This is a genomic window from Agarivorans sp. (genome assembly GCF_050295395.1).
Classification (GTDB): Bacteria; Pseudomonadota; Gammaproteobacteria; order Enterobacterales; family Celerinatantimonadaceae; genus Agarivorans.
Genome location: NZ_JBNKPP010000313.1, coordinates 1 through 21,510 on the forward strand (window position 1 = coordinate 1; position 21,510 = coordinate 21,510).

Annotated in this window: 19 protein-coding genes; 6 read left to right on the top strand and 13 right to left on the bottom strand. The window is 45.5% G+C overall.

Annotated features, from left to right (window positions below):
* Positions 1-706, bottom strand: a 706-nt coding sequence (locus ACQY6Q_RS18660; RefSeq protein WP_427983755.1) for an ion transporter, incomplete at its 3' end; no start/stop codon positions are given.
* Between the two features lie 181 nt (positions 707-887).
* Between ACQY6Q_RS18660 and ACQY6Q_RS18665 the strand changes: the two genes are divergently transcribed.
* Positions 888-1,478, top strand: coding sequence for an FMN-dependent NADH-azoreductase (locus ACQY6Q_RS18665; protein ID WP_427983756.1), 591 nt, complete (start codon positions 888-890; stop codon positions 1,476-1,478).
* Here the strand turns inward: ACQY6Q_RS18665 and ACQY6Q_RS18670 are convergent, their stop codons facing one another.
* The gene (locus ACQY6Q_RS18670) at positions 1,479-2,360 is read right to left on the bottom strand and encodes a LysR family transcriptional regulator (protein WP_427983758.1); all 882 of its coding nucleotides are present in this window, start codon (positions 2,358-2,360) and stop codon (positions 1,479-1,481) included.
* 109 nt (positions 2,361-2,469) lie between these two features.
* On the opposite strand from ACQY6Q_RS18670, the gene ACQY6Q_RS18675 reads away from it, so the two are divergent.
* Positions 2,470-3,690: an MFS transporter gene (locus ACQY6Q_RS18675; RefSeq protein WP_427983760.1), complete on the top strand. Its 1,221-nt coding sequence runs from the start codon at positions 2,470-2,472 to the stop codon at positions 3,688-3,690.
* A gap of 6 nt (positions 3,691-3,696) precedes the next feature.
* Here ACQY6Q_RS18675 and ACQY6Q_RS18680 read toward each other — a convergent pair whose 3' ends face one another.
* From ACQY6Q_RS18680 to ACQY6Q_RS18705, 6 genes are all read right to left on the bottom strand, one after another.
* Positions 3,697-4,467: a class I SAM-dependent methyltransferase gene (locus ACQY6Q_RS18680; protein WP_427983761.1), complete on the bottom strand. Its 771-nt coding sequence runs from the start codon at positions 4,465-4,467 to the stop codon at positions 3,697-3,699.
* A 68-nt stretch (positions 4,468-4,535) separates the two neighbouring features.
* Positions 4,536-6,986 carry an EAL domain-containing protein gene (locus ACQY6Q_RS18685; RefSeq protein ID WP_427983763.1) on the bottom strand — a complete coding sequence of 817 codons (2,451 nt, stop codon included), beginning with the start codon at positions 6,984-6,986 and terminating at the stop codon, positions 4,536-4,538.
* Between the two features lie 164 nt (positions 6,987-7,150).
* Entirely contained in the window at positions 7,151-8,383 is a 1,233-nt protein-coding gene (arsJ, locus tag ACQY6Q_RS18690; RefSeq protein ID WP_427983764.1) for an organoarsenical effux MFS transporter ArsJ, read from the bottom strand.
* Positions 8,384-8,390: 7 nt separating this feature from the next.
* A complete protein-coding gene (locus ACQY6Q_RS18695; protein WP_427983766.1) occupies positions 8,391-9,401 on the bottom strand; it encodes an ArsJ-associated glyceraldehyde-3-phosphate dehydrogenase in 1,011 nt (336 codons plus the stop codon).
* 11 nt (positions 9,402-9,412) lie between these two features.
* Complete coding sequence (locus ACQY6Q_RS18700) at positions 9,413-9,907, bottom strand: tyrosine-protein phosphatase (RefSeq protein WP_427983768.1); 495 nt, start codon at positions 9,905-9,907, stop codon at positions 9,413-9,415.
* A gap of 15 nt (positions 9,908-9,922) precedes the next feature.
* Positions 9,923-10,702 carry a metalloregulator ArsR/SmtB family transcription factor gene (locus tag ACQY6Q_RS18705; RefSeq protein WP_427983770.1) on the bottom strand — a complete coding sequence of 260 codons (780 nt, stop codon included), beginning with the start codon at positions 10,700-10,702 and terminating at the stop codon, positions 9,923-9,925.
* Positions 10,703-10,874: 172 nt separating this feature from the next.
* Between ACQY6Q_RS18705 and ACQY6Q_RS18710 the strand changes: the two genes are divergently transcribed.
* Complete coding sequence (locus ACQY6Q_RS18710; protein ID WP_427983771.1) at positions 10,875-11,120, top strand: YdcH family protein; 246 nt, start codon at positions 10,875-10,877, stop codon at positions 11,118-11,120.
* A 44-nt stretch (positions 11,121-11,164) separates the two neighbouring features.
* On the opposite strand, the gene ACQY6Q_RS18715 is transcribed toward ACQY6Q_RS18710, so the two are convergent.
* Complete coding sequence (locus ACQY6Q_RS18715) at positions 11,165-12,496, bottom strand: diguanylate cyclase domain-containing protein (protein WP_427983773.1); 1,332 nt, start codon at positions 12,494-12,496, stop codon at positions 11,165-11,167.
* A 230-nt stretch (positions 12,497-12,726) separates the two neighbouring features.
* Here ACQY6Q_RS18715 and ACQY6Q_RS18720 point away from each other — a divergent pair, with 230 nt between their 5' ends.
* From ACQY6Q_RS18720 to ACQY6Q_RS18730, 3 genes are all read left to right on the top strand, one after another.
* On the top strand, positions 12,727-13,488 hold the full coding sequence (locus ACQY6Q_RS18720) for a viroplasmin family protein (protein WP_427983775.1): 762 nt from the start codon (positions 12,727-12,729) through the stop codon (positions 13,486-13,488).
* A gap of 367 nt (positions 13,489-13,855) precedes the next feature.
* A complete protein-coding gene (locus ACQY6Q_RS18725) occupies positions 13,856-16,525 on the top strand; it encodes a molybdopterin-dependent oxidoreductase (RefSeq protein WP_427983777.1) in 2,670 nt (889 codons plus the stop codon).
* A gap of 66 nt (positions 16,526-16,591) precedes the next feature.
* The gene (locus tag ACQY6Q_RS18730; protein WP_427983779.1) at positions 16,592-17,845 is read left to right on the top strand and encodes an EAL domain-containing protein; all 1,254 of its coding nucleotides are present in this window, start codon (positions 16,592-16,594) and stop codon (positions 17,843-17,845) included.
* Between the two features lie 39 nt (positions 17,846-17,884).
* Here the strand turns inward: ACQY6Q_RS18730 and glgC are convergent, their stop codons facing one another.
* The 4 genes from glgC to ACQY6Q_RS18750 form a co-directional block, all read right to left on the bottom strand.
* Positions 17,885-19,135 (bottom strand): glucose-1-phosphate adenylyltransferase, encoded by a 1,251-nt coding sequence (glgC, locus tag ACQY6Q_RS18735; RefSeq protein WP_427983780.1) that lies wholly within the window; start codon positions 19,133-19,135, stop codon positions 17,885-17,887.
* Positions 19,136-19,449: 314 nt separating this feature from the next.
* On the bottom strand, positions 19,450-20,160 hold the full coding sequence (locus ACQY6Q_RS18740) for a substrate-binding periplasmic protein (protein WP_427983782.1): 711 nt from the start codon (positions 20,158-20,160) through the stop codon (positions 19,450-19,452).
* A gap of 77 nt (positions 20,161-20,237) precedes the next feature.
* A complete protein-coding gene (locus ACQY6Q_RS18745; RefSeq protein ID WP_427983784.1) occupies positions 20,238-20,774 on the bottom strand; it encodes an acyl-CoA thioesterase in 537 nt (178 codons plus the stop codon).
* A gap of 120 nt (positions 20,775-20,894) precedes the next feature.
* Complete coding sequence (locus tag ACQY6Q_RS18750) at positions 20,895-21,461, bottom strand: NapC/NirT family cytochrome c (RefSeq protein ID WP_427983786.1); 567 nt, start codon at positions 21,459-21,461, stop codon at positions 20,895-20,897.
* Positions 21,462-21,510 lie beyond the last annotated feature (49 nt).

A 21,510-nucleotide genomic window follows, 5' to 3' on the forward strand; every position in this document is an offset into this window, starting at 1 on the left:
CACCCACAATGCCAGTGGGTACGGTGATAATGGCGAAACCTGTCACCATAACCAGTGCGGCTAATGCTTGGCCTAAGGGCGTTACGGGTGAAATGTCACCGTAACCCACGGTGGTAATGGTGACGACGGCCCAATAAATACTCTTAGGAATGCTGGTAAAGCCATTGGCTGGGCCTTCTATGGCGTACATTAAGGCGCCATAAATGGTGGTGAGTAGCACGATACAAAACAGAAAAACCAAAATTTTACGGCGGGCCAGTAGCAGTGAACGCAACAGTACGTTGGCCTCACTAACATAACGTACCAGTTTTAATACCCGTAAAATTCTTAAGATCCGCAGTAAGCGGAACAATAACATCACTTGGGCGGCAGGATAGAGCAGTGCCAAATAGGTGGGAAGAATCGCTAGTAAATCGACCACACCATAAAAGCTCTTGGCATACTCTTTGGGCTTTGGAGAGCAATATAAGCGGGCCAAGTACTCAATGGTAAAAAATATGGTAAAAACCAACTCAATGCTGATAAACCATTGATGATAGTGCTGATCTAACTGACCCACTGAATTAAGAATGACTGCGCTAACGCTGGAGATAATGGCAATAATCAGTAATAAGTCGAAGCGTTTTCCGGCGGGGGTATTGTAGCCAAAAATAATTTCATAAAGTCGTTTTTGTAAGGCATTTTGCTGCTTCGGTTGCTGTTCCACGGTGTCATCCCTGATTATCTAGACATAATAAGTATATAGCGATGTAACTGGCTTGTGTTGCTTTGTTTTCATTTCAATTTTTTAGAAAGATTATCGCGAATTTATGCGATTTTCATTCTAATTAAACATTGTTAATCTAGCTGCATTAAAACCAGTTCATCAGTTTAAAGGTGCATGTCGTATGAAAAATGTTCTTATGCTTAAATCAAGTATTTTAGGTGGCTACTCTAGTTCGTCAGCGCTAATGGAGAAGCTTGAGCAAGGTTATAAACAACAAGGTGCTACAATCACCAGCCGTGACTTAGCCGCAGAGCCGCTTCCAGTGTTAACTGGTGATATCGCGTTAGCCCTGCGTGGCAGTGACGACATGAGTGAACTGCAAAAACAAGCCGTGGCTTTGTCAGACCGCTTGATTGAAGAACTAAAAGCAGCCGATGTCTTAGTAATGGCTGCGCCTATGTACAATTTCTCTATTCCTACTCAGCTTAAAAACTGGATTGATATGGTGGCCCGTGCAGGGGTGACCTTCAAATACACAGAGCAAGGTGCGGTAGGTCTTATTGAAAACACCAAAGCGATTATCGTGACCACCCGTGGCGGTATTCACAAAGACAGCGCCAGCGATACGCAAATCCCTTACTTAAAATTGGTACTTGGTTTCTTGGGTATCAAGGAAGTAGAAGTGGTTTATGCGGAAGCCCTAAATATGGGCGAGCAGTTCGCTAAAGAGCAAATGGAACAGGCACAAGAACAAATTAGCAGCCTGATTTAATTAGCTTCGGTCTTGGCAATTCGCTAATACAAATTCCCTGAAACGTTGGTTGGCGCGTGATAGATAAGCATCACGTCGCCATGCCAAGCCGAGCTCTAAATAAAAAGGTGGATCAAAACTCAGTGAGTGCAGCGCATCCCCTGGCTGTAAAACCATACTAAGCAAGGTACTAATCCCAAAATCCCGCGCCACTATCGATTTAATTAACGGTATTAAGTTGGTTTGAAATGATACCTGCGGCACCATTTGTTGTTCTCTACTGATTTGCTCGATCACCTTATGGTGAAAGTAGCCCTCTCTAAATAGCACCAGTTCATGTTCTAAAAATTCTCGATGGCTAATACTGTTTTGTTGGCTCAATGGATTGTCTTGGCTGCAGCAAGCCAATAGTTCGCCGGTATAAATGGGTTCGCAGACTAATTCTGCGGGCACATCGGTAGTGACTACGATCCCCAGATCTAATTCGCCATTAAGCAACTTTTGTCTGACCAACTCGGTGCCGGCATCAATCACTGACAAATTGAGTTGTGGATATTGGCTTTTAAAGGCCATTAACAGCGGTGGGAAAAAATATGAGCCCATCATGCTGGGAATACCAATGGTGACGGTGCCACTGTCTAGGCCCTTTAAAGACTGCATCGCCTGTTCGGTATCTTCGGCTTGCTTAAGCAGTTGAGTGGCATGCTGATACAGCACTTCTCCTTCGGCACTTAGGCTGACCTTTCGTTCGTTACGTTGTAGCAATTGAATCGACAGTTGTTGTTCTAGTTTTTTTATGGTGGCGCTAATCGCCGGTTGCGCAATACCTAGCTGTTTGGCCGCAGCGGTGAAGCTGCCCAACTGGACGACGGCAACAAATTGACGTAGTTGGCGTAATTCCATGATCAGCCTTATCTATAAGTAATGGTTATAGCCATGATAATAACAATATATTTTATTTATCGGTAGGGGCGGCTTAGCATAAAGCTATTACCACTGGCTTGAGTTTGTTATGCCGTATCAACAAAACAGTAAAGGCTTCTGGCGAGTAACCAGCGCTGTGTCTGCTGCTTCTTTAGTAACATTTTTTAATCTGTACTTGGTGCAACCCTTGTTGCCGATCTTTGCTCAGGATTATCAACTATCGGCTCTGGGGGCTAGCGCCATGCTATCGGCGGCCATGTTAGGCATGGCGGTGGGGCTATTACTGCTTGCTTCGCTTTCTGATGCGCTAGGGCGGCGGAAAATATTATTGTTATCGATAGCCGTGGTGCCTAGCCTCAGTTTATTGATTGGTTTAGCCCATCCTAGTTCGTTTTATGCCTTGATTGGTTTGCGCTTTATCCAAGGCTTCTGTTTAGCTGGGGTTCCGGCGGTAGCTATTGCTTACTTAGCAGAGCAGCTAGATGCACGCGCCTTGGTTAAGGCGGTGGGCATTTTTATTGCGGCAAACTCCTTAGGCGGGATTGGCGGGCGTTTGTTAGGTGGTTGGAGTGCCGACTTACTGGGCTCGTGGCAGATGGCCTTTGTAGTCGTGGCACTATTAAGCTTGGTGATGGCGGGGGCGGTTCTGATGTTGCTGCCGACTGAGCGTGCTACTTCGATACAGCCTTGGCGCTTATCGCAAAGTATGAGGCACTACCTTGGCCACTTACGCAATCCTCAGTTAGTGTGCGCTTACTTGGTTGGAGGGATCGGTTTTGGGGTGTTTATTAATCAGTTTTCTTATCTAACTTTTATTTTGGCAGAGGCGCCGTACTCGCTGCCAGCCAGCTTAACCTCTCTGTTGTTTCTTAGTTATTTAGGCGGCACTTTTACTGCTAGTTCAAGCGGGCGAATTGCTCAGCGTTACGGAGGTAAGCGCTGCATCATATTGGGTTTACTGGTGATGAGCTTAGCCAGTTTGCTGAGTCTAGTGGATCACTTAGGCGTGTTATTGTTAGCCATGGTGATTTCATCCATGGGCTTCTTTTTTAGCCATGCTCAAGCCAGTGCCTGGGTTAACCAACATGCCACTCAGGCGAAGGCGAGTGCTTCAGCGCTTTACACCATTACCTATTATATTGGTGCAGCCAGTGGTGGTGCCTTAATGCAGCCGTTTTATAGCGCTTGGGGCTGGGCTGGAATTGTGTTGTTTAGTTTGGTGGCCTTGTTGAGCGTTGCCTTGATTGCACAACGCTTTTTAAGCGAAGCCGACCCGCTGGCCAGCTTACCTACTATCTTGCCACGTTAAGCGGGCTTAGTTTTTTCGCGCTACGATGCTGTAAACCAAGGGCGAGTTGTAGTGTTCGTGTTCATAAACAAACTCGCCTTCGGCGCGTTGACTAAGATCTTCAAAACAATCGTAGGGACTGTAGTCATACTCGTGAACTTGCTCAATGCTTAAGCCAACTTTAATTAAAGCGTTAAGCACATCAGAAATGGGGTGGCCCCAAGTGAGCATGGGACTTTCTTCATCCCCTTCAACTTCGGTGTAGCTGCCTTCTTCGTCAAGATCGGCTTGCTCGCGATGGAAGTAACCGTAACCACTGAGTAAGTCATGCACCGGGTGAAACTCAACCAAGCATAACTGACCACCGGGCTTAAGGTTGGCCGCTACCACTTGTGCCCAACGCTCTATATCTGGCAGCCAGCAAAGTGCGCCATAAGAGGCAAATACCCAGTCGTGAATAGCTTGGCTTTGCTGGGCATAACCATAGACATCTTGGCAGATGAACTCAGCTTGAAGACCGGTTTTTTCCGCTAGTTGCTCAGCTTGTTTAATCGCTTCACTGGATAAGTCTACCGCGGTCACTTCGGCACCTAAGCGGGCCCAAGAGAGGCTGTCTAAGCCAAAATGACATTGTAAATGTAATAGCTTTTTGCCGCTTACATCACCCATGAGCTCCCGTTCGATGCTTTTTAGCGAACTGTTACCAGCCATAAAGCCGGCAACATCGTAAAACTCGGTATCCAAGTGCAGTGCGGCGCGTTTGTCCCAAGCTGCTTTATTGATTGCTAAATAATCCATGTGATCGCTTAAGGTTAGGAAAGATAAGCAGAGTGTACTTGAGTTGGGTGGCGTAAGGCGAGCCTAGTTTAGCTTTGCTTATTCTGTTGGTTAAGCTGTTGGCGCAACATATCCTCTAGAGTGATTAAACCCAAGCATACTCCTGTTGGGCCGGTGACCACGGCGACCGTATAAGGGTATTGCACAAATTGTTGAAATAGTTGCTCAAAGGGGGTGTCTGGTTGCACTTCAAGTTGGTCTTTTTTCATGACTTGATGAACGCGTTTATTTAAGGTGAGTAAATCGCGCTGTTGTTCGCCCTCGGTATTAAGGTAAGGGCTAATCGCCGCATTTAAATCAGTTTGGTATAACACGCCAACACAATGACTATTTTCTATCACTAATATAAAGCGGTATTGCTTAGCGGCAAATTTTTCTGCAGCGCGTTTTAGTTTGTCGTCTAGGCCGAGCTTTGCAAAGTTGCGACGCATGATGGTTTTGGCATAGAGTGGCTCACCCTGATGCAAATGGTCTTGCAGGTGAGGATAATAGAGCGTGTCCTTTTGCAAAATTTGTCCCAGCGGCTGTGGTTTATCAAATAAGTAGCCTTGAAACATATCCACTTTAAGTTTTGATAATAGGTTTAATTCTTGCGCGCTTTCGACCCCCTCTGCCACCACTTTACCACCCATTTTGTGGGTTAGTTTGCATAGCATATCGATCATCGCATATTCATTTGAATCTTCGCTTAAACCAGAAACAAAGGAGCGGTCGATTTTAACGGTATTCACTGGAATTTGTCGCAGGTAAGAAAACGAAGAATAGCCAGTACCAAAATCGTCTAGGGCAATCGAAATCTGCTGGGCTTTTAGTTTGTCTATCCATTTAGCATGGTAGTAAGAATCATCAAAATAGGCTGACTCGGTGAGCTCTACGGTGATTAGGCTTAAGTCGACACAGCTTTTCTCTAGAATGTCTAAGGTTTCTTCTAAGCAACAATGCGATACGCTGTCGTTGGCTACAGAGCGGTTGATTGACATACCTAGTTGCGGCGAATCGAAGTGTTTTTGTAAAAGCGATAAATCTGCCAAGGCTTGTTGTGTAACAATGGCATCGATTTTATCTATCCACTTATACTCTTCCGCAATGTCGATCAGTTCTTGAATGCCATAGCTCATCTCGGTATCCAGATGGATCCGGCACAGCGCTTCAAACTTAATAATTTTAAGCTGTTCTAGATCCGCAATCGGTTGGTAATATACGCTGACTTGATTGGCCGCCAAAGCCTTCCTTAACAAGGTTGCAAGGTTGGCCTTGCGGTTAAAGCGTTTGGCTAAGCGCCGATCAAAATAGTGCAGTGAAGAGTTATCACCGTGGCTATTGGCGATGAGTGATTGAGTGGCATGGCTAAGCAGTTGAATGGGGCTACTGGCATCAACATACAGTACTGAAACGCCAGCATTAATACTGGCAGACAAGACGATGTCTTGTTCTTTTGTATCGCTTTCTAAAGCATGCAGACTTTGTTTAAGAATTTTTTCTACTTCTTCTACCCGTTTGGGGGCCACCCAATAAGCGGCGAACATCTTGTTACCTAAAATGCCTAAATGGCCAGCGTGTTGCAGTTGGTTGAAACGTTGTGCGATTAGCCATTGCAAAGTAATGTTACTGAGTTTCTGCGCCAGCGACACATTGAATACCATGCAAACAATGGTGTGGTCTTTTCCCAATTGTTGATAATCGGCGTTGAGTTTCTTAGTGAAAGCATTTTTATCGGGAACATGGATTTGAGTGCGCTGGTTGGGATCGTCGGCATCCCATAAGTCGGCATAGCTGTCTAGGCGGTGGCTGGAAGAAACATAAACATGTTCTTGATTAGGCAGGTCGATGCGTTGAAGAGTGACTTCGTGGGTATAGACCTCCGCTTGTTTGCTTTTGGCTAGCAGTTCACCCGACCAAACCTTGTGTTTATCAACATGCGCCCACAATTGTTGATAAAAGTTATCGGTATAACGGTCACTCTTAAAAATAGAGGCGGGGCGACCAAGCAACTCATGTTCGGCATAGCCTGTTTCTTGGCACATCGCCTGATTAACTTTGATAATTTTATGGTTTGCATCGGCAATCATTAGCCCTTCAACGGATTTGGCAAATAGGCTTTTAAGAAACTCTAGCTCCTGTTGTTTGGTGAGAAAGGATTGTTTTAGCTCAATGGTGCCTTTGATAATTTTACCGTTGGCGCTGGCCGAATCGATGTTGATGTCTGCAATATAGCGATGTTGAAAGGCATTGAGAATGACTGTTTGGCTAAGCGCTTGGCCAGTTTGTATCACTTGCTTGATGTGTTTTTTTAGTAGCTGTAATTGAGGTTTTTCTAAAGTGGCAAACAGTTGCGATAGGGTCAATTGTGATTGCTTGGGGTAGCCAAGCAGGGTTAATAGCTGTTTGGGGCATTCAAACTGGTTGCTTTCTAAATCAATAGACCACGGTTGCACGGGAAAATCGCGTACTTGTTGAAAAGATAACTCATCTACAACCATTAGTATTGACCTTGTTTCGCCTTATGCTACTAAAAAGCAAGCGGGTCTGAGCTTGCTTTAAGTATTAAGTGATAAAACCAACATAAACAAACCTTAGCAAAGGCCAACAGCTAGCAGCAAGTTTATTCACCTTAAACGAGGTCTTTATAGGATGATACCTTCCGCTAACTTGGCTTCCTTTGGCTTGGAGCTTGATATTGCTGGGGCAAGGCCAAACTAATTAAGCTAGTGCCCAGCAACATAGCGAAGCTGACCCATAAACAGGCGCTAAGCCCAGCTTGTTGAAAAACCCAGCCAGAAAGCACCGTGCCTAACAAACGCCCCATGGCATTAGCCATGTAATAGAAGCCCACATCCATTGATACACCCTCTTCACTGGCATAATTCACCACCAAAAAGGAATGTAACGAAGAGTTGATGGCAAATACGAAACCAAACAGCATTAAACCGATAATTAGGCTATAGCTGAGTTGCCATTGCAGTTGAACTAAATAGGCTAGAATTGCTGTAACCATACTCAGCAATAAAGCCCAGCCAAAGGCGGCATTGCGTCCGGGAATGACTTTAGACTTACCACCAGTGATGGCCGGGGCAAGGGCTTGCACTATGCCATAAGCCACCACCCAGCAAGCCATAAAGCCACCGGTTTGTAGGTGATCCCAATGTAGTTGGGCACTTAAAAACACCGGTAGGGCCACTACAAACCACACATCGCGAGCGGCAAATAGAAATAACCGTGCCGCTGCCAATACGTTGATTTGTCGGCTTTTAGAAAACAACTGCGAAAACTTGGCTTTGCTTTTTGCTTTACCTAAGTCTTTGGCAAGCAACTTTAAACTAAGCATTAATACTAGGGCTAATACGCCTGCCATGGCTAGCATCGACAACTGAAAGCCCAGCAGCTTGAGTAGCGCACCGCCAAGGAAGAAACCAAAGCCTTTTAAGGCGTTCTTCGAGCCGGTTAATAGAGCGACCCACTTGTACAGGCTATGTTGTTGCTCGGACTGAACAAGCGCCTTGATAGAGCTCTTGGCGCTCATTTTATTTAAGTCTTTGGCTATGCCTGATAAAGCCTGAGCGGCCATTACCAAGGGAATAGATAAATACTGGCTGGGTAGGCCAAGGGCCAACAAGGCCACTATTTGCATGGCCAAGCCGATGTTCATGGTGTGATTAAGACCAATTCTAGCCCCTAACCAGCCACCCAGCAGGTTGGTTACCACCCCAAAAAACTCATAAAACAAAAACAACATGGCAATGGCGAAAGCGCTATAACCAAGCTGATGGAAATACAGCACCACTAGCATTCGCAGGGCACCGTCGGTAATGGTGAAATTCCAATAATTGAAGGTCACCAAAAGATATTGTTTTAAGCTAGTGGGGAGGGTATTGAACATGATTGAGCTAGTCCTTATCCGCTGCACCAACTAGGCGGATCAACTCACTGGTGCGAGTGGCGTAACCCATCTCATTGTCGTACCAGGCATATAACTTAAGCATCCGTTTGCCTATCATCATGGTGGATAGGGCGTCGATAATGCTAGAGCGTTGGTCGCCCTTGTAATCGATGGATACCAGTGGTTTTTCTTCATAACCAAGAATGCCTTTGAGTTCGTTCTCGCTGGCTTGCTTCAATAGTTGATTCACTTCTTCGGCAGTGGTATCGCGCTCTAAGCTAAATACCATGTCGGTGAGAGAAGCATTGGCCAAGGGAACACGTACCGCATGACCATTTAGTTTGCCGGTCAACTCGGGGAAAATCTCACAAATGGCTTTGGCGCTGCCAGTGGTGGTGGGAATTAACGACATGCCACAGGCGCGAGCTCGACGTAAATCCTGATGCGGTGCATCGAGGATGGTTTGAGTATTGGTGAGGTCGTGAATGGTGGTCATGCAGCCCGACTCAATACCAAAATGTTGTTGAATCACCTTAATTACCGGCGCTAGGCAATTGGTGGTGCATGAGGCGGCGGTAACAATGGCATGGCGACTTGGCTCAAAGATATGCTGATTGACGCCCACCACGATATTGGCAATATCGGGATCTTTAACCGGGGCGGAAACCACCACTCGTTTAACGCCTTGGGCTAAGTAGGGGCTAAGCAAGTCTTTGCTGCGGTGTACGCCGGTGGCTTCTAGTACTACATCACAGCCCGACCAGTCTAGCTGGCTTAAGTCGCCTTGTTGAAAGCAGGGAATGTGTTGTTGATTGATGATCAGGCCATTAGCGTCATGTTGAACTTGGTGCTGCCATCGTCCTTGTACCGAATCAAACTCCAGTAAGTGGGCGAGGGTTTTAGCGTCTCCGGCCACATCGTTGATCATTACAAACTCTAAGTCAGGCCAATTGTAAGCCGCACGTAAGGCTAAACGGCCAATTCGGCCAAAACCATTAATACCTACTTTAATTGTCATGTTGGTGTTTCCTATTTAGCAAACTGCTGAATATATTGTTGTTGTACCGCTTGTGAGAAGGCATTGGGGCGAACGGCCTTAATTTTGCTGATAGCCTCATCCAGTTCAATACCAAGCGCCAACATGATGCGTGCCGCTAGCAGCCCGGTGCGTCCGCTGCCGCCTTTGCAGTGAATGGTTAAGTTCATACCGTTGTTCAGTAGTTGTAAGAAGCGAGGTAATACACTTTGGAAACGTTCTTCCCAAGCTTCATCTGGCACGCTGTCATCTTCGATAGGCAGATGGAACCACTGCATATCGTAGGTTACGGCATGCTTGGCTAACTCACTCAGTTGGTTTTCTGCCAGTTCTTCACTGGTCATTAAGGTGATTAGCGCAGGGCTATTTTTATGACACAGCTCTTGTAAGGAGCTATACAGATCGGCGTCTTGGGTGCCAGGGCAAGGAGTTAGTAGTAGCTGCGCATTAGCGCTAACATCAACGGCATAAATAGGATGTGAAGACATAATGAACCTTAATTTCTAATGGCTAATTGATTTAGAAGCCGCCTGCTGTCGTATTCGCGCAAGCGGCTGATTAATGTATCCGGGGTTGGCTAAACGTGTGGTTGAGAGCGTTTGAGCTACCCAGTCGGGCAATTCAGGGTTGAGGTGATAAAACACCTGTTGAGCCTGACGAGTGGTCGATAGTAATTGGCATTCACGCAACAAGGCTAAGTGTCGCGATATTTTCGGTTGGCTTTCGGCCAAGGCATGGCTGAGTTGATTCACGCTGAGGCGCTGCTCATCTTCGATCAGTAGCAAGATTTGCAAGCGAGTATTGTCGCTAAACTGCTTAAACACGTCGATGGGGGCAATGTTGAGCGCTGAACCGCTGGGCCGGTTGTACTTAACAAACTCGGCTAGGCGTTGTTTTAAGTCGGCAAATGTTTTAGTGAATAAGTCCATGCCTGGCTGGGCAGCTGGATCGGCCAAATTCCAATGCAAAATGGCTGCACCGGTGGGTAACGAGGCGCATTCTTGTTTGGCTGTATCACACAGGGTAATCACGAAATCAAAATTGACTTTGCTAGCCTCTGTTTGCTGCAGCGTTTGCTCAAGTTGTTGAATACTTTTGCTGTGTAGACCTTGGCAAGATAGTCCCTGCTCGCTCAGCGTTTGTAGCGTTCTGGGGTCGATGGCTTTGGCTTGGGTGCCTGCGCTGTAGGCGGTGAAGTGCTGCCCATAATATTGATTAACCAAAGCTTCTGCCAATTGTGAGCGAGCCGCATTGGCAGTACACAGAAATAAGATAGAAAACATGGTTGCCACTAATATGTGAAAAAACGCATATATGATATTTCGTATATTTTGGTTTGGCAATAACAAATAATTTAAATATCGAATAGCGGCAAGTCATCTAGGTCTTTGCTAGGGTTTAAGAGAGGGGTCATTGATGCAATGACAATATCTAACCAACCAGCAAGGAGTTTTTATGTTAGGTGAAGACCATTCTTTGGCTAATGAGTTTCCAGATTATCTAGATACAATTAAAAGTTTAGTCAGTAATGACCCGGAATTTGCTAAGGAAACCAAGCGTTATAATGCCTTAGACAAAGAAATACGCGTATTAGAGTTACAGGGAGGGCCGATTGAAGATGAGGCTATGGTGCAATTAAAACTTCAACGGGCCGAGTTAAAGGATGCGCTCTACCAGCGTTTACAAGTAGAGCACTCTTGAGCCGCTGTTATAGTTAGAAGAGCTAAGGCTGCTTTATGCAGCCTTTAATGTGTTGTTTGCTGGGCTTTATGCTGGATTTTTTGTTGGTACATGTTTTTATCAGCATAAGAGAGCAATTGTTCAATACTGTCGACTTGCTCAGGATACAGGGCGAAACCAATGCTTAAAGACGCGACAATCGATTGTCCCTGCCAGTTGAGCACTTGTGATTCTACTTGTTGTTTTATTTTGCCAATGATGTGTTTAGCGCTTTCGCTGTTGTGGACGTCTCTTAGCAGCACGACAAATTCATCACCGCCAAAACGTGCCACCGTATCTGATTGACGTACACTGGCTAACAGTTGATTGGAAACGAGTTTAAGTAACTCGTCGCCCGCATCATGGCCAATTTGATCATTTACCTTCTTAAAGCCGTTGAGGTCGATATTTAGTAGTGCAAAACCGGGCTTTTTTTGATTTTTGTTGGTGAGTTCGTGGAGCTGATTCATGACAAAGCGGCGATTCGGTAGTTGGGTGAGCTCATCCACCAACGAGGCTTTATGAATTTGTTTATAATTAAGAAAATGCAGCACCAACAGTAAATAAACCGCAATTGTAACGACTAAACCTAGCAGTAAACTGAGTTGTCGCGTGTTTTGGATGTGATTGAGTTCTGCAGTATCGAACTTGGCCGCCAATAACCAAGTGCCAGAGGGAAGACGAATGGTGTGCTCCAAATCCGGCTTAGTGAAAACTGCCGCCGAGCCGTAAAACACCTCGCCCGCTTGGTTATTGTGTTGTTTACGTAAGGCTACATCTAAACCGCTTAAGCCTTCTAGGCCACTGCCTTTGAGCATGTTGTTGTAGTCCATTACCACGCTAACGCTACCCCAGTACTGCTGGTTTTTAGGCGCGTCTGAAAAAATGGGGTAGCGAGCAATCAGGCCTAGCCCTCCTTGCACTAAGTTGACTGGCCCATCGATATAAACATCCATTAACTCACGAGCCTTGTTAACACCGACTAGCTGTTTGGGTTGGGTTCTAAAGTCTAAGCCTATAGCCCCTTCGTTGCCTTCTAAGGGATAAACTTTACTAATAATATTGTTGGGCGCAATGCCGATACTGCGCACAAATTGTGCTTTGTCGAGTAATTTTTTGGCGATGGTTTTCCAATGACTGGAGGCTAAATCTTGGTCGAGAGTTACCACTGTCGCTAGGCTGTCGGCGAGATAGGTATCTTGAAAAATAATCGCTTCCAGGTTAGCGCGGGTAATGGCGAGGTTTCTACTTAATTCGGCCTCTACTTTTTGGACTTCGTTAGCCACAAAATACTGACTGAGCAACTGAATCGACAATGCAGCCAAAACAAAAAACAGCATCGATGAGAGTGCAAACATCAAGTTTGCTTTTTGTTGTAAGCCTTTAAACACTAAGCGCTACTTCCATTAAATCGCGACTGATGAACTTCAGGGGTAGAATTATAATTGTAACGGCGTATCCCTATTTTTTGTAGGTTGATATTTATAATTTATTGATTCAGCGATAAAAGTATTTCATTTTTGTGGTTTGGGTTTTGTTTATCAGGACGCTTAGTTATATTGAGGCTTTGAATGAACAGAGACTGAAAATGGCAAAGAAATACTATGTTGTGTGGCAAGGGCGAGAAACGGGAATTTATCAAGATTGGCCTAGCTGCAAACGTCAGGTGGATAAGTTTGCCGGTGCTCGCTATAAGTCTTTTGCTAGTTTAGCCGAAGCGGAGGTGGCTTTTGGCGCTAAGGCGAGCAGTAGACCAAAAGCGGCGCCAGCAGCTAAACGGCCAAGGGCGGCAGGCTTGAAAACCTATCAAGCCGACGAAATTGCCAAATTGGCGGCCGAGGTCAAGATCTACACCGACGGTGGTTGTGAGCCTAATCCTGGAGAGGCTGGTTCCGGCTTAGCCTTATATCGAAATGAGCGCTTAGCCGGCCTATGGTATGGCTTGTATCATCCGCGAGGAACCAATAATAGCGCCGAACTCAATGCGCTTAATCAGGCCCTGATTCTGGCGCAGCAGGAATTGGATAAGGGTTTGCGGGTGGTGATTTTATGCGACTCGCAATATGCCATTCAGTGTTTGACCCAGTGGGCGGATGGTTGGCAGAAAAAAGGCTGGAAGAAGCCCAGTGGAGAGATTAAAAACTTGGCTTTGATTCAACAAATGTATGCCCGCTACCAACTGTTGAAGGCACGTTTACCCATCTTACATGTAAATGGACATGTTGGTTTGGAAGGTAATGAGCTGGCCGATAGAATGTCAATCTTGGCCATTTCAGAGAAACAGACTGAGTTTCGAGCCTATCCCGATCTCAGCGATATTAAGGCCTTGCTGGCCTTAAGAGCCGGCTAGCTCCGGTGAAGAAGTATAGCTGGCGCTAGCCATTATAAATCCTGCAGGAATGTAGGCTTTTCAGTTGCCGGTTTGTTGGGGGCTAGCTGGCGAGTGATAAGTTAGCACTCAGCTTGAAGTGGGCAGTGTGAAGTGAAATTGTGGCGTCACCAGATAAGCCCAAATTTGGGCTGCCGTGCACTATAATTGGGCGTGATTATTGTCTCGGTCTAGAAAACCCACCAAATTTTGATAAAAATCCGTCAATTTCTACTCCTTTAGGAATAGGTTTTTTAAGCTTTTTTCTTGGTTTAGCTCTTGCAAAGTACTCCTCTATAAGGCGAGCGAAATAGCGACTCGTTAATGATAATGCCGAGGAGTATACGACGTGTCTCAACAACAATGGATTAAAACCACCTGCCCTTATTGCGGGACTGGCTGTGGAGTTGAAGCTAAGCTTAATGGCAATGCCAAGGTCGAAGTGAGAGGCGACAGCAGTCATCCCGCCAACCTCGGTTTGTTGTGCTCAAAAGGGGCTGCGTTAGGCGACACCTTAAGCAATGAGGGGCGTTTACGTTATGCGCTGGTTAAAGGCCACCAAGAACCTTTAGATAAGGCCTTGAGTTATGTGGCTTCACGCTTAAGCCAAACCTTGGCTGAGCATGGCCCCGATTCGGTGGCGTTTTATGTTTCTGGGCAATTACTCACCGAAGATTATTATGTCGCCAATAAGTTGATTAAAGGCTTTTTGGGCAGCGCCAATATCGATTCAAACTCACGCTTGTGTATGTCTTCGGCGGTGGCTGGGCACAAACGCGCTTTTGGTGAAGACGTAGTGCCGGGGAGTTACGAGGATTTAGAGCATGCTGAATTAGTGACCTTGGTAGGCTCTAATTTGGCGTGGTGCCACCCGATAGTGTATCAACGTTTAAAGCGCGCCAAACTGGCTAACCCAAAACTCAAAGTAGTGGTGATTGACCCACGACGTACCGATAGCTGTGATATTGCTGATTTACATTTAGCGGTGAATGGTGGCACTGATGTGGCCTTGTTTAATGGTTTATTCGCTTATTTGAGTGAGCATGGAAAGCTAGACCAGCGGTATTTAAAACAACATACCGAAGGCTTTGAGTCTGCCTTGGCTGCGGCCAAACAAGACGCCGCTCAGTTAAGCCAGCTGGCAGAACAGTGTGGGATTGAGCCTGAAGCCTTGTTGCGTTTTTATCAGATGTTTGCCGATACAGAGCGTTGTGTCAGCGTATTTAGCCAAGGCGTAAACCAAAGCGCTCAAGGTGTAGACAAAGTTAATGCCATTATTAATTGTCACTTAGCCACAGGCAAAATCGGAAAACTAGGCGCTACCGCGTTTTCGATTACCGGTCAACCAAATGCGATGGGGGGGCGAGAAGTGGGAGCCTTAGCTAATTTATTAGCGGGCCATTTAGATTTTCAAGACCAGCACCTAGCCGCTTTACAAGGGTTTTGGAATAGCCCTAATTTGGCACGTCGCCCTGGGGTTAAGGCCGTTGATATGTTCGCTAAAGTTGCCAGTGGTGAGATCAAGGCTATTTGGATCATGGGAACTAATCCTGCGGTGAGCTTGCCTGAGTCTGCTAAGGTGAGAGAAGCCTTATTAGCTTGCCCCTTGGTGGTGGTTTCTGACTGTATTGCCCAAACCGATACCACTCGTTACGCCGATGTACTGCTGCCCGCTGCAGGTTGGGGGGAGCGTGATGGTATGGTCACTAATTCGGAACGGATGCTGTCTCGACAACGGGCCTTTATCGCTCCGCAGGGAGATACTAAGCCAGATTGGTATTTACTTAGCCAAGTGGCTAGAAAGATGGGTTTTGCAGAGGCTTTTGCTTATCAGTCTTCGGCAGATATTTTTAGCGAGCATGCTGCTTTATCGGGTTTGCTCGCCGACGCCAAGCAGCGTAAGTTTGATATTAGCGCTCTTAGTGGGCTATCGAAAGCCAGTTACGATGCTCTGTTGCCTCAGCGCTGGCCAGTAAACGGACAGGCTCAAGGTACGCGAAGCCTGTTTAGTGATGGGCAGTTCTGCACAGCCTCCGGTAAGGCTCAGTTGATCGCGGTGAATTACCAAGCCAGCGCTTCTAGCTGTAGCAGCGATTATCCCTTGCTACTGAATACCGGGCGAGTGCGCGATCACTGGCATACCATGACGCGTACTGGTTTGGCGGCCAAGTTAAGCAGTCATATTAGTGAACCAATGTTAGAGATTAACCCAGCGGATGCCGCTAGTTATGGTTTATCTGATGGTGAGCTGGTGGTCGTCAACAGCCAACAAGGCGAACTGAGAGTTAGGCTTAAGCTAGACAGTGGCCAAAAGCGCGGACACTTATTCATGCCAATCCACTGGAGTAAGCAGTTTTCCAGCGATGGCGTGGTTAGCCAACTGGTGAATAACATAGTTGATCCTATTTCAGGCCAACCTGAGTCTAAATATACCGCCGTTAATTTGCGGCCCTGGGAATATGCCAGCGAAGCGGTATTACTTAGCGCAAGCGCTTTGTCTTTATCGCAATGTCAGGCCTTACCGGCTAAATATTGGGTTAAGCAGAAGCTGGACGAAGGCTTTGTCTATCGTTTGGCTGACAACCAAAGTCCTCAAGCTTTAGCCGCGGCACTAAAGGCTTTTTTGTTACAACAGGGTCAATGGCAGAGTATTGATTTTGCCGATCCTATCAAGCAGCAGTATCGCTCGGCCTTGGTGGTGGCTGGAGAGCTATTTGCTAGCTACATGGTGACAGCGAAGGGCGAGATTAACTCGTCAGCTTGGCTGGAGTCACTATTGCAACAGCCGATGTCTGATAATATTCGTCGTGGCGTATTGGCTGGCACCAGTCCTGCTGCCGATCTCGGAAGAATAGTATGTTCGTGCCATCAGGTGAGAGAGCAAACTATTCGTGATGTTATTGACCAGCACGATTGCAGCAGTGCAGAACAAGTTGGTAGTTACTGTAAGGCGGGAACCAACTGCGGTTCTTGTGTTCCGGAGTTGAAGAGAATGATAAAAGTTAGCCAAGTTTTTTAGAATTGGTATATTTTATGCTTATTTTACATCTAGAAATAAGTTGTAAATTCTAAGGCATATAACATTATGGCGTTTGATAATCACTACTCGAAAGTGGTTAGGCTGGATCAAGCTTTGCTCGCAACCAAACAAAACCAGCTTAACCCTTTACAATATTTTCCTCATTATCAGCCGATTATATATTTACCGAGTGGTGAGATTGCGGGTTACGAAACCCTAGCGAGAACCCTCAATCATAAGCAACGGGTAAGTAGTGCCGGTGAGCTGTTCAGCGATATTCACTATAGTTTGAGCGATCGACGTGAGGTTGACCGTTCGGTGCGTAAACAAGCTTTACAACACTTTGCGCAAAGTCAGCGAGAAGGCTTTTTAACCTTGAATATCGTGCCTGACTGGGTGGATATGCTAGGTCGCGATCTTTGTAGCCCTACCATTGAAATGATTCAGCAGATTGGCATTGATCCTAGTCGGGTGATCATTGAAATCACCGAAGCTAGCGGCAATATTGATAATTTGCAACGAGTAGTCAAAGAGTACCACCGAGCTGGATTAAGGGTGGCGATTGATGACTTTGGAGCAGGGGCTTCGCAAATTGACCGAATTATTGCCTTAGAGCCAGACATTATTAAATTGGATATGCGTTTGTTTAAGGAGGCGACCAAAGGTGGCTTATCGGCTGACGTCGTATTATCAATATCTGAGCTAGTACAACGTGCTGGATGTGAGTTGATCTGCGAAGGTGTGGAAACCGAGCAAGAATTTCATTTTGGGGTGGAGTGCGGTGCTAGATATATGCAAGGCTGGTTGTTTTATCAGGCTCAGCCAGACTTTTTGGTGGCGCAAATGAGTCAGGCTAAGGTGAAAACCTTGCTTGGCAGTTACCTAAAACGTAAGAGTAGTCGAACTTCCGCCACCATAAAACATAACGTTGCGGTTAAATCCAGTGTATTGGCTTTAAAACATCAACTGCAACATGGAGGCAACGCCTTAAGTTTGGAAAGACAGTTAGCCAACGCCGGGATCCTACGTTATTTTTTGTGTCGTGTGGACGGTACTCAGGTCTCGCCAAACTTTGAAGTGACCAACAGCGGGATTGAAGAGGATGAACAATATATTGGTTTTAACTGGAGCTTTCGTCCCTATTTTCACGCCTTGGTGGCTATGGATACGGTGAAACCGCAACAGTTGATTTTGTCCAAAATCTATCGAGATTCTAGCAGTCAGGAAATGTGTAAGACCTTTAGCACCTATCTTAGTAAAGATCTTGTATTACTGGTAGATTGCAAAGTGGAAGATGATACCTTGCTGGTGGAAGAATAGGCAGGCAAATGTAGATTTGCCCGCCAAGATCTTAGTTGCTTAAAGCATTTCACAAGAGACCAAGGTGACTCCCGCTGGAGAAACAGTGAAACGCTTGCGGTCCTCTACTTCGTCATAACCAATCACAGTATTATCGGGAACGACACAACCTTCGGCGATAATTGCCTTGCGAATTTTACAGTTTCTACCAACACTGGCATTGTTTAAAGCAATCACTTCTTCCAATTCTGAATGTTCTTCAATTCGTACATCTAAGGACAATAAAGAACGATGAACTTTAGCCCCGCTAACAATGACCCCCGCGCACACTAAAGAGTCGGTGGCGTAACCGCGTCGCAACTCATCATTAAATACAAACTTGGCGCCAGGACGTTGTTTTTGGTCGGTAATGATTGGCCATTCCCTATCGTAAAGATCAAATTCTGGATTAGGGTTAACCAAGTCCATATTGGCTGCAAAATACTCATCGATGTCACCTACGTCTCGCCAGTAGGCGGTGCGTCCAGGATGGCCTTTATCGGCGAAAACATAACCAAATACTTTGCGATTTTTAATCATGTTTGGAATAACATTATGACCAAAATCGTGAGAGTAGCCGGGTTTTAACAAACCGTCACGTAGCTCTTCGTCTAGCACATCGATGTTGAATATATAAATCCCCATAGAGACTAGGGCTAAGTCAGGATCGCTGGGATCGGATTTTGGGTGAAGCGGTTTCTCTTCAAAGTCGGTAATTCGGCCTTCAGAATCTAAGCCCATCACGCCAAAAGAGCGGGCTTGAGAAAGTGGTTTGCGTATACAAGCCACGGTTACATCGGCGTCATTCTCAGCATGGAAGTTGATCATCCTAGAATAATCCATCTTGTAGATGTGATCACCACCAAGGATGAGAACCCGGTCGTAATGGTCATGATCGATAATATCGAGATTTTGGTATACCGCGTCAGCGGTTCCTCGATACCAGTTTTCTCCCGTACGTTGTTGCGCCGGAATAATCGATACTCTTTCATTAAGTGCTGGGTTTAGAATTTGCCAGCCCGACTGCAGATGCATGATAAGGTCATGCGCCATATACTGAGTTAGTACCCCAATATTACGTACACCGGAGTTAATGCAATTTGATAAGGTGAAATCTATGATTCGATACTTCCCGCCAAAAGAGACTGCGGGCTTAGCGACTTTACTGGTAAGATCTTTTAAGCGGGTACCTTTCCCTCCAGCCAATACTAAAGCAACGGTACGTCTTACAAGGCGGTTACTAGAGGTGTGGGAATAGCGGTTCTCGGACATCTTATCTGTTTCCTCATGCGTAGTAGAATAGCTATGATAACGTTTTCAAACGGAATGTAACCATAAGTTGTGACAGATTTGTTTTAAATCAAATATTAAGCAGTCAAAAAAAATAATTTGTGTCATTGGCCACCTTTAATTGACTAAATAATAAGAAAGTTATTAGTAAATTTATAGTTTTGTCATTATTTTTTTACAAGTTTATATCACAAGAAAGACTTGGGATTATTTTATTTACGATTAAAAATATTAGCTTTCTATTGATTGTACTCTCAAAATGGTGAAATGACTGGTTTATCCAGTCGAAGTTAGGCCTATTTGAAGATACCGTGCTCGCGCTTCAGCATTTTTAGGCCTTGGTTAAATTGGTCACGCAGATGCTTATCATGGAAACCTAATAACCTGGGTGAAGGTTTAAAAATAGGGTGAAAGGTGACGGCTTGTTTTGCATCATTGGCGGCCAACTGCTGGCTTAAGTATAGGTATATCTGCTTGTCCATCACAATGACTTCGACTTGAGCTCGATATAAACGTTCAATTTGCGCTTGTTGATTGGCGACCTCTGTATAGGCTTTAGCTTGCTCCGCGGCCTCGTTGAAAGCGGCTCCTAGGTATTTTTTAGCATTTTGAAATGCCATAAAGCGGTAGTTAGCTAAGTCTGCAACGCTGTCTAGCTTAACTTGTCGCTTCGTTAAACTGATGGCAACGTTCTGGTAATAAATAACGGGGTCTGATAGGTAATTATCAACGGTATTATTGGGTGCATTGACAATCGCATCTACGGCGCTTTTGTTGAGCATTCGCTCGGCTCTGAGGTTAGAGGTGAAAATAAGCGTAGTGACTTTATGCCCCATTTTATCAAAGGCTTGCCGAATAATATCGAGTTGTATACCCGATTGATTTTGTTCGATGATATAAGGTGGAATGGACTTACTAGTGGCTAAGGTGATGTCTTTTGCTTGAGTGCTGCTTATCGCCCCTATAAGTAGCCAGGCTAAGCCAGCGAGTTGCCATATCTTAATCAATAGCGTTTTTCCTAAAACGACTTTGTTTTTAGTATGGCAGATAGCTGGAACTTAGTTTCTAGATTGGCAAAGTTAAGTTAGAAAGGGGATTCTTGCTTCTTAATGGAAAGTAGTTCTTTCCAATGGCTGACTCTTCGTGGCAGTTCCGGTGAGGCTTGATGGTGGCCTATCAGAGCCAACAGCTCTTGCATTGGAATGACTTGCTTGCCTTTAATAAATACTCCACGGACTAAAATACTGGCATAAAGAGTATTGTTAGCCACAAAGCGATGCTCAAAGTACCAGTATTTTTCGTCCCAACCGAGCAATTTGCTGTGCAATTCAATTCTACTAAGCGGTTTAATCGCCCTTATGTAGCTAACGGTTTGCGCATTAACCACTCCTAGCCAACCTTTTTTTAGGGTGAGCCCTGCTAGCTTAGTTTTTAGCAGCATGTCGATACGCCCTAGATCGCCAAAGCTAAAATAGCGGGAATTAGTGAGGTGCATATTGGCATCACAATCAAAAGGTAGGGCGGTTAGCTTTATCATGAAGTCGCCGGTTGGAGCATAAGCCGTTTGGCAGCGAAACCAATGACGAATAAACATAAAGATTAATCGGAAATAGTGATTCATGGTTTTACTCAACAGTTGTTTTACATTTTTTTAACACATCTGGTCGGATGAGTAAAACTAAAAAGCCAAAAGTCTTCGAAGTGATAACTAAGAAGACTCAGCGTTTTAAGTTATAAGGACTTAATTTATAACAATGCGTTTGTGGGTTAAGGCTTGGTGGCAATCGATACAGGTCTCGCCGCGTTGTTCGATTTGTTGGTGATTTAAACGGGCTCGTTGTGGCTGTTTAGATAAGTCGAAGTTATCGCCCTGATGGCAATGCCGGCAGTTTGCGGAATCATTGGCCTGCATATCGCGCCATACTTTTTCGGCTAGGGCGGGGCGGTGTTCTTCGAAGTTTTGTTTGTTAATGGTGCCCACCATCATGTGATAGATATCTGCAGTGGCAGCGATTTTTACTTGTAACATTTCGAAATAGGGGTGAGGTACATGGCAGTCTGCACAGCTTGCTGCTATGTTGCTACCGTCACCATAATGGCTCGATGCTTGGTACTCTTGGACGATGGTGTCCATTTTTAGATGGCAGCTGAAGCAAAAGCTATTGGTACTGGATAAGACTAAGCTTCCTTGTACGGCGGCCAAACCTAATATTAATACCACTACGCCAATGGGAATACCGATGAATAATGGTTTCTTTAACCATGCCCATAGTCTTTGCCATCGCGTTTGCTGCTGTTTATTGGTCATATCAGCACTCTCCGTTTAACGAGAGGGAGCATTGCTGCTCCCAACGCAA

Coding starts and splice junctions, on each gene's coding strand:
- ACQY6Q_RS18665 (WP_427983756.1), top strand. CDS start 888: ATGAAAAATGTTCTTATGCTTAAATCAAGTATTTTAGGTGGCTACTCT.
- ACQY6Q_RS18670 (WP_427983758.1), bottom strand. CDS start 2,360: ATGGAATTACGCCAACTACGTCAATTTGTTGCCGTCGTCCAGTTGGGC.
- ACQY6Q_RS18675 (WP_427983760.1), top strand. CDS start 2,470: ATGCCGTATCAACAAAACAGTAAAGGCTTCTGGCGAGTAACCAGCGCT.
- ACQY6Q_RS18680 (WP_427983761.1), bottom strand. CDS start 4,467: ATGGATTATTTAGCAATCAATAAAGCAGCTTGGGACAAACGCGCCGCA.
- ACQY6Q_RS18685 (WP_427983763.1), bottom strand. CDS start 6,986: ATGGTTGTAGATGAGTTATCTTTTCAACAAGTACGCGATTTTCCCGTG.
- arsJ (WP_427983764.1), bottom strand. CDS start 8,383: ATGTTCAATACCCTCCCCACTAGCTTAAAACAATATCTTTTGGTGACC.
- ACQY6Q_RS18695 (WP_427983766.1), bottom strand. CDS start 9,401: ATGACAATTAAAGTAGGTATTAATGGTTTTGGCCGAATTGGCCGTTTA.
- ACQY6Q_RS18700 (WP_427983768.1), bottom strand. CDS start 9,907: ATGTCTTCACATCCTATTTATGCCGTTGATGTTAGCGCTAATGCGCAG.
- ACQY6Q_RS18705 (WP_427983770.1), bottom strand. CDS start 10,702: ATGTTTTCTATCTTATTTCTGTGTACTGCCAATGCGGCTCGCTCACAA.
- ACQY6Q_RS18710 (WP_427983771.1), top strand. CDS start 10,875: ATGTTAGGTGAAGACCATTCTTTGGCTAATGAGTTTCCAGATTATCTA.
- ACQY6Q_RS18715 (WP_427983773.1), bottom strand. CDS start 12,496: ATGTTTGCACTCTCATCGATGCTGTTTTTTGTTTTGGCTGCATTGTCG.
- ACQY6Q_RS18720 (WP_427983775.1), top strand. CDS start 12,727: ATGGCAAAGAAATACTATGTTGTGTGGCAAGGGCGAGAAACGGGAATT.
- ACQY6Q_RS18730 (WP_427983779.1), top strand. CDS start 16,592: ATGGCGTTTGATAATCACTACTCGAAAGTGGTTAGGCTGGATCAAGCT.
- glgC (WP_427983780.1), bottom strand. CDS start 19,135: ATGTCCGAGAACCGCTATTCCCACACCTCTAGTAACCGCCTTGTAAGA.
- ACQY6Q_RS18745 (WP_427983784.1), bottom strand. CDS start 20,774: ATGAATCACTATTTCCGATTAATCTTTATGTTTATTCGTCATTGGTTT.
- ACQY6Q_RS18750 (WP_427983786.1), bottom strand. CDS start 21,461: ATGACCAATAAACAGCAGCAAACGCGATGGCAAAGACTATGGGCATGG.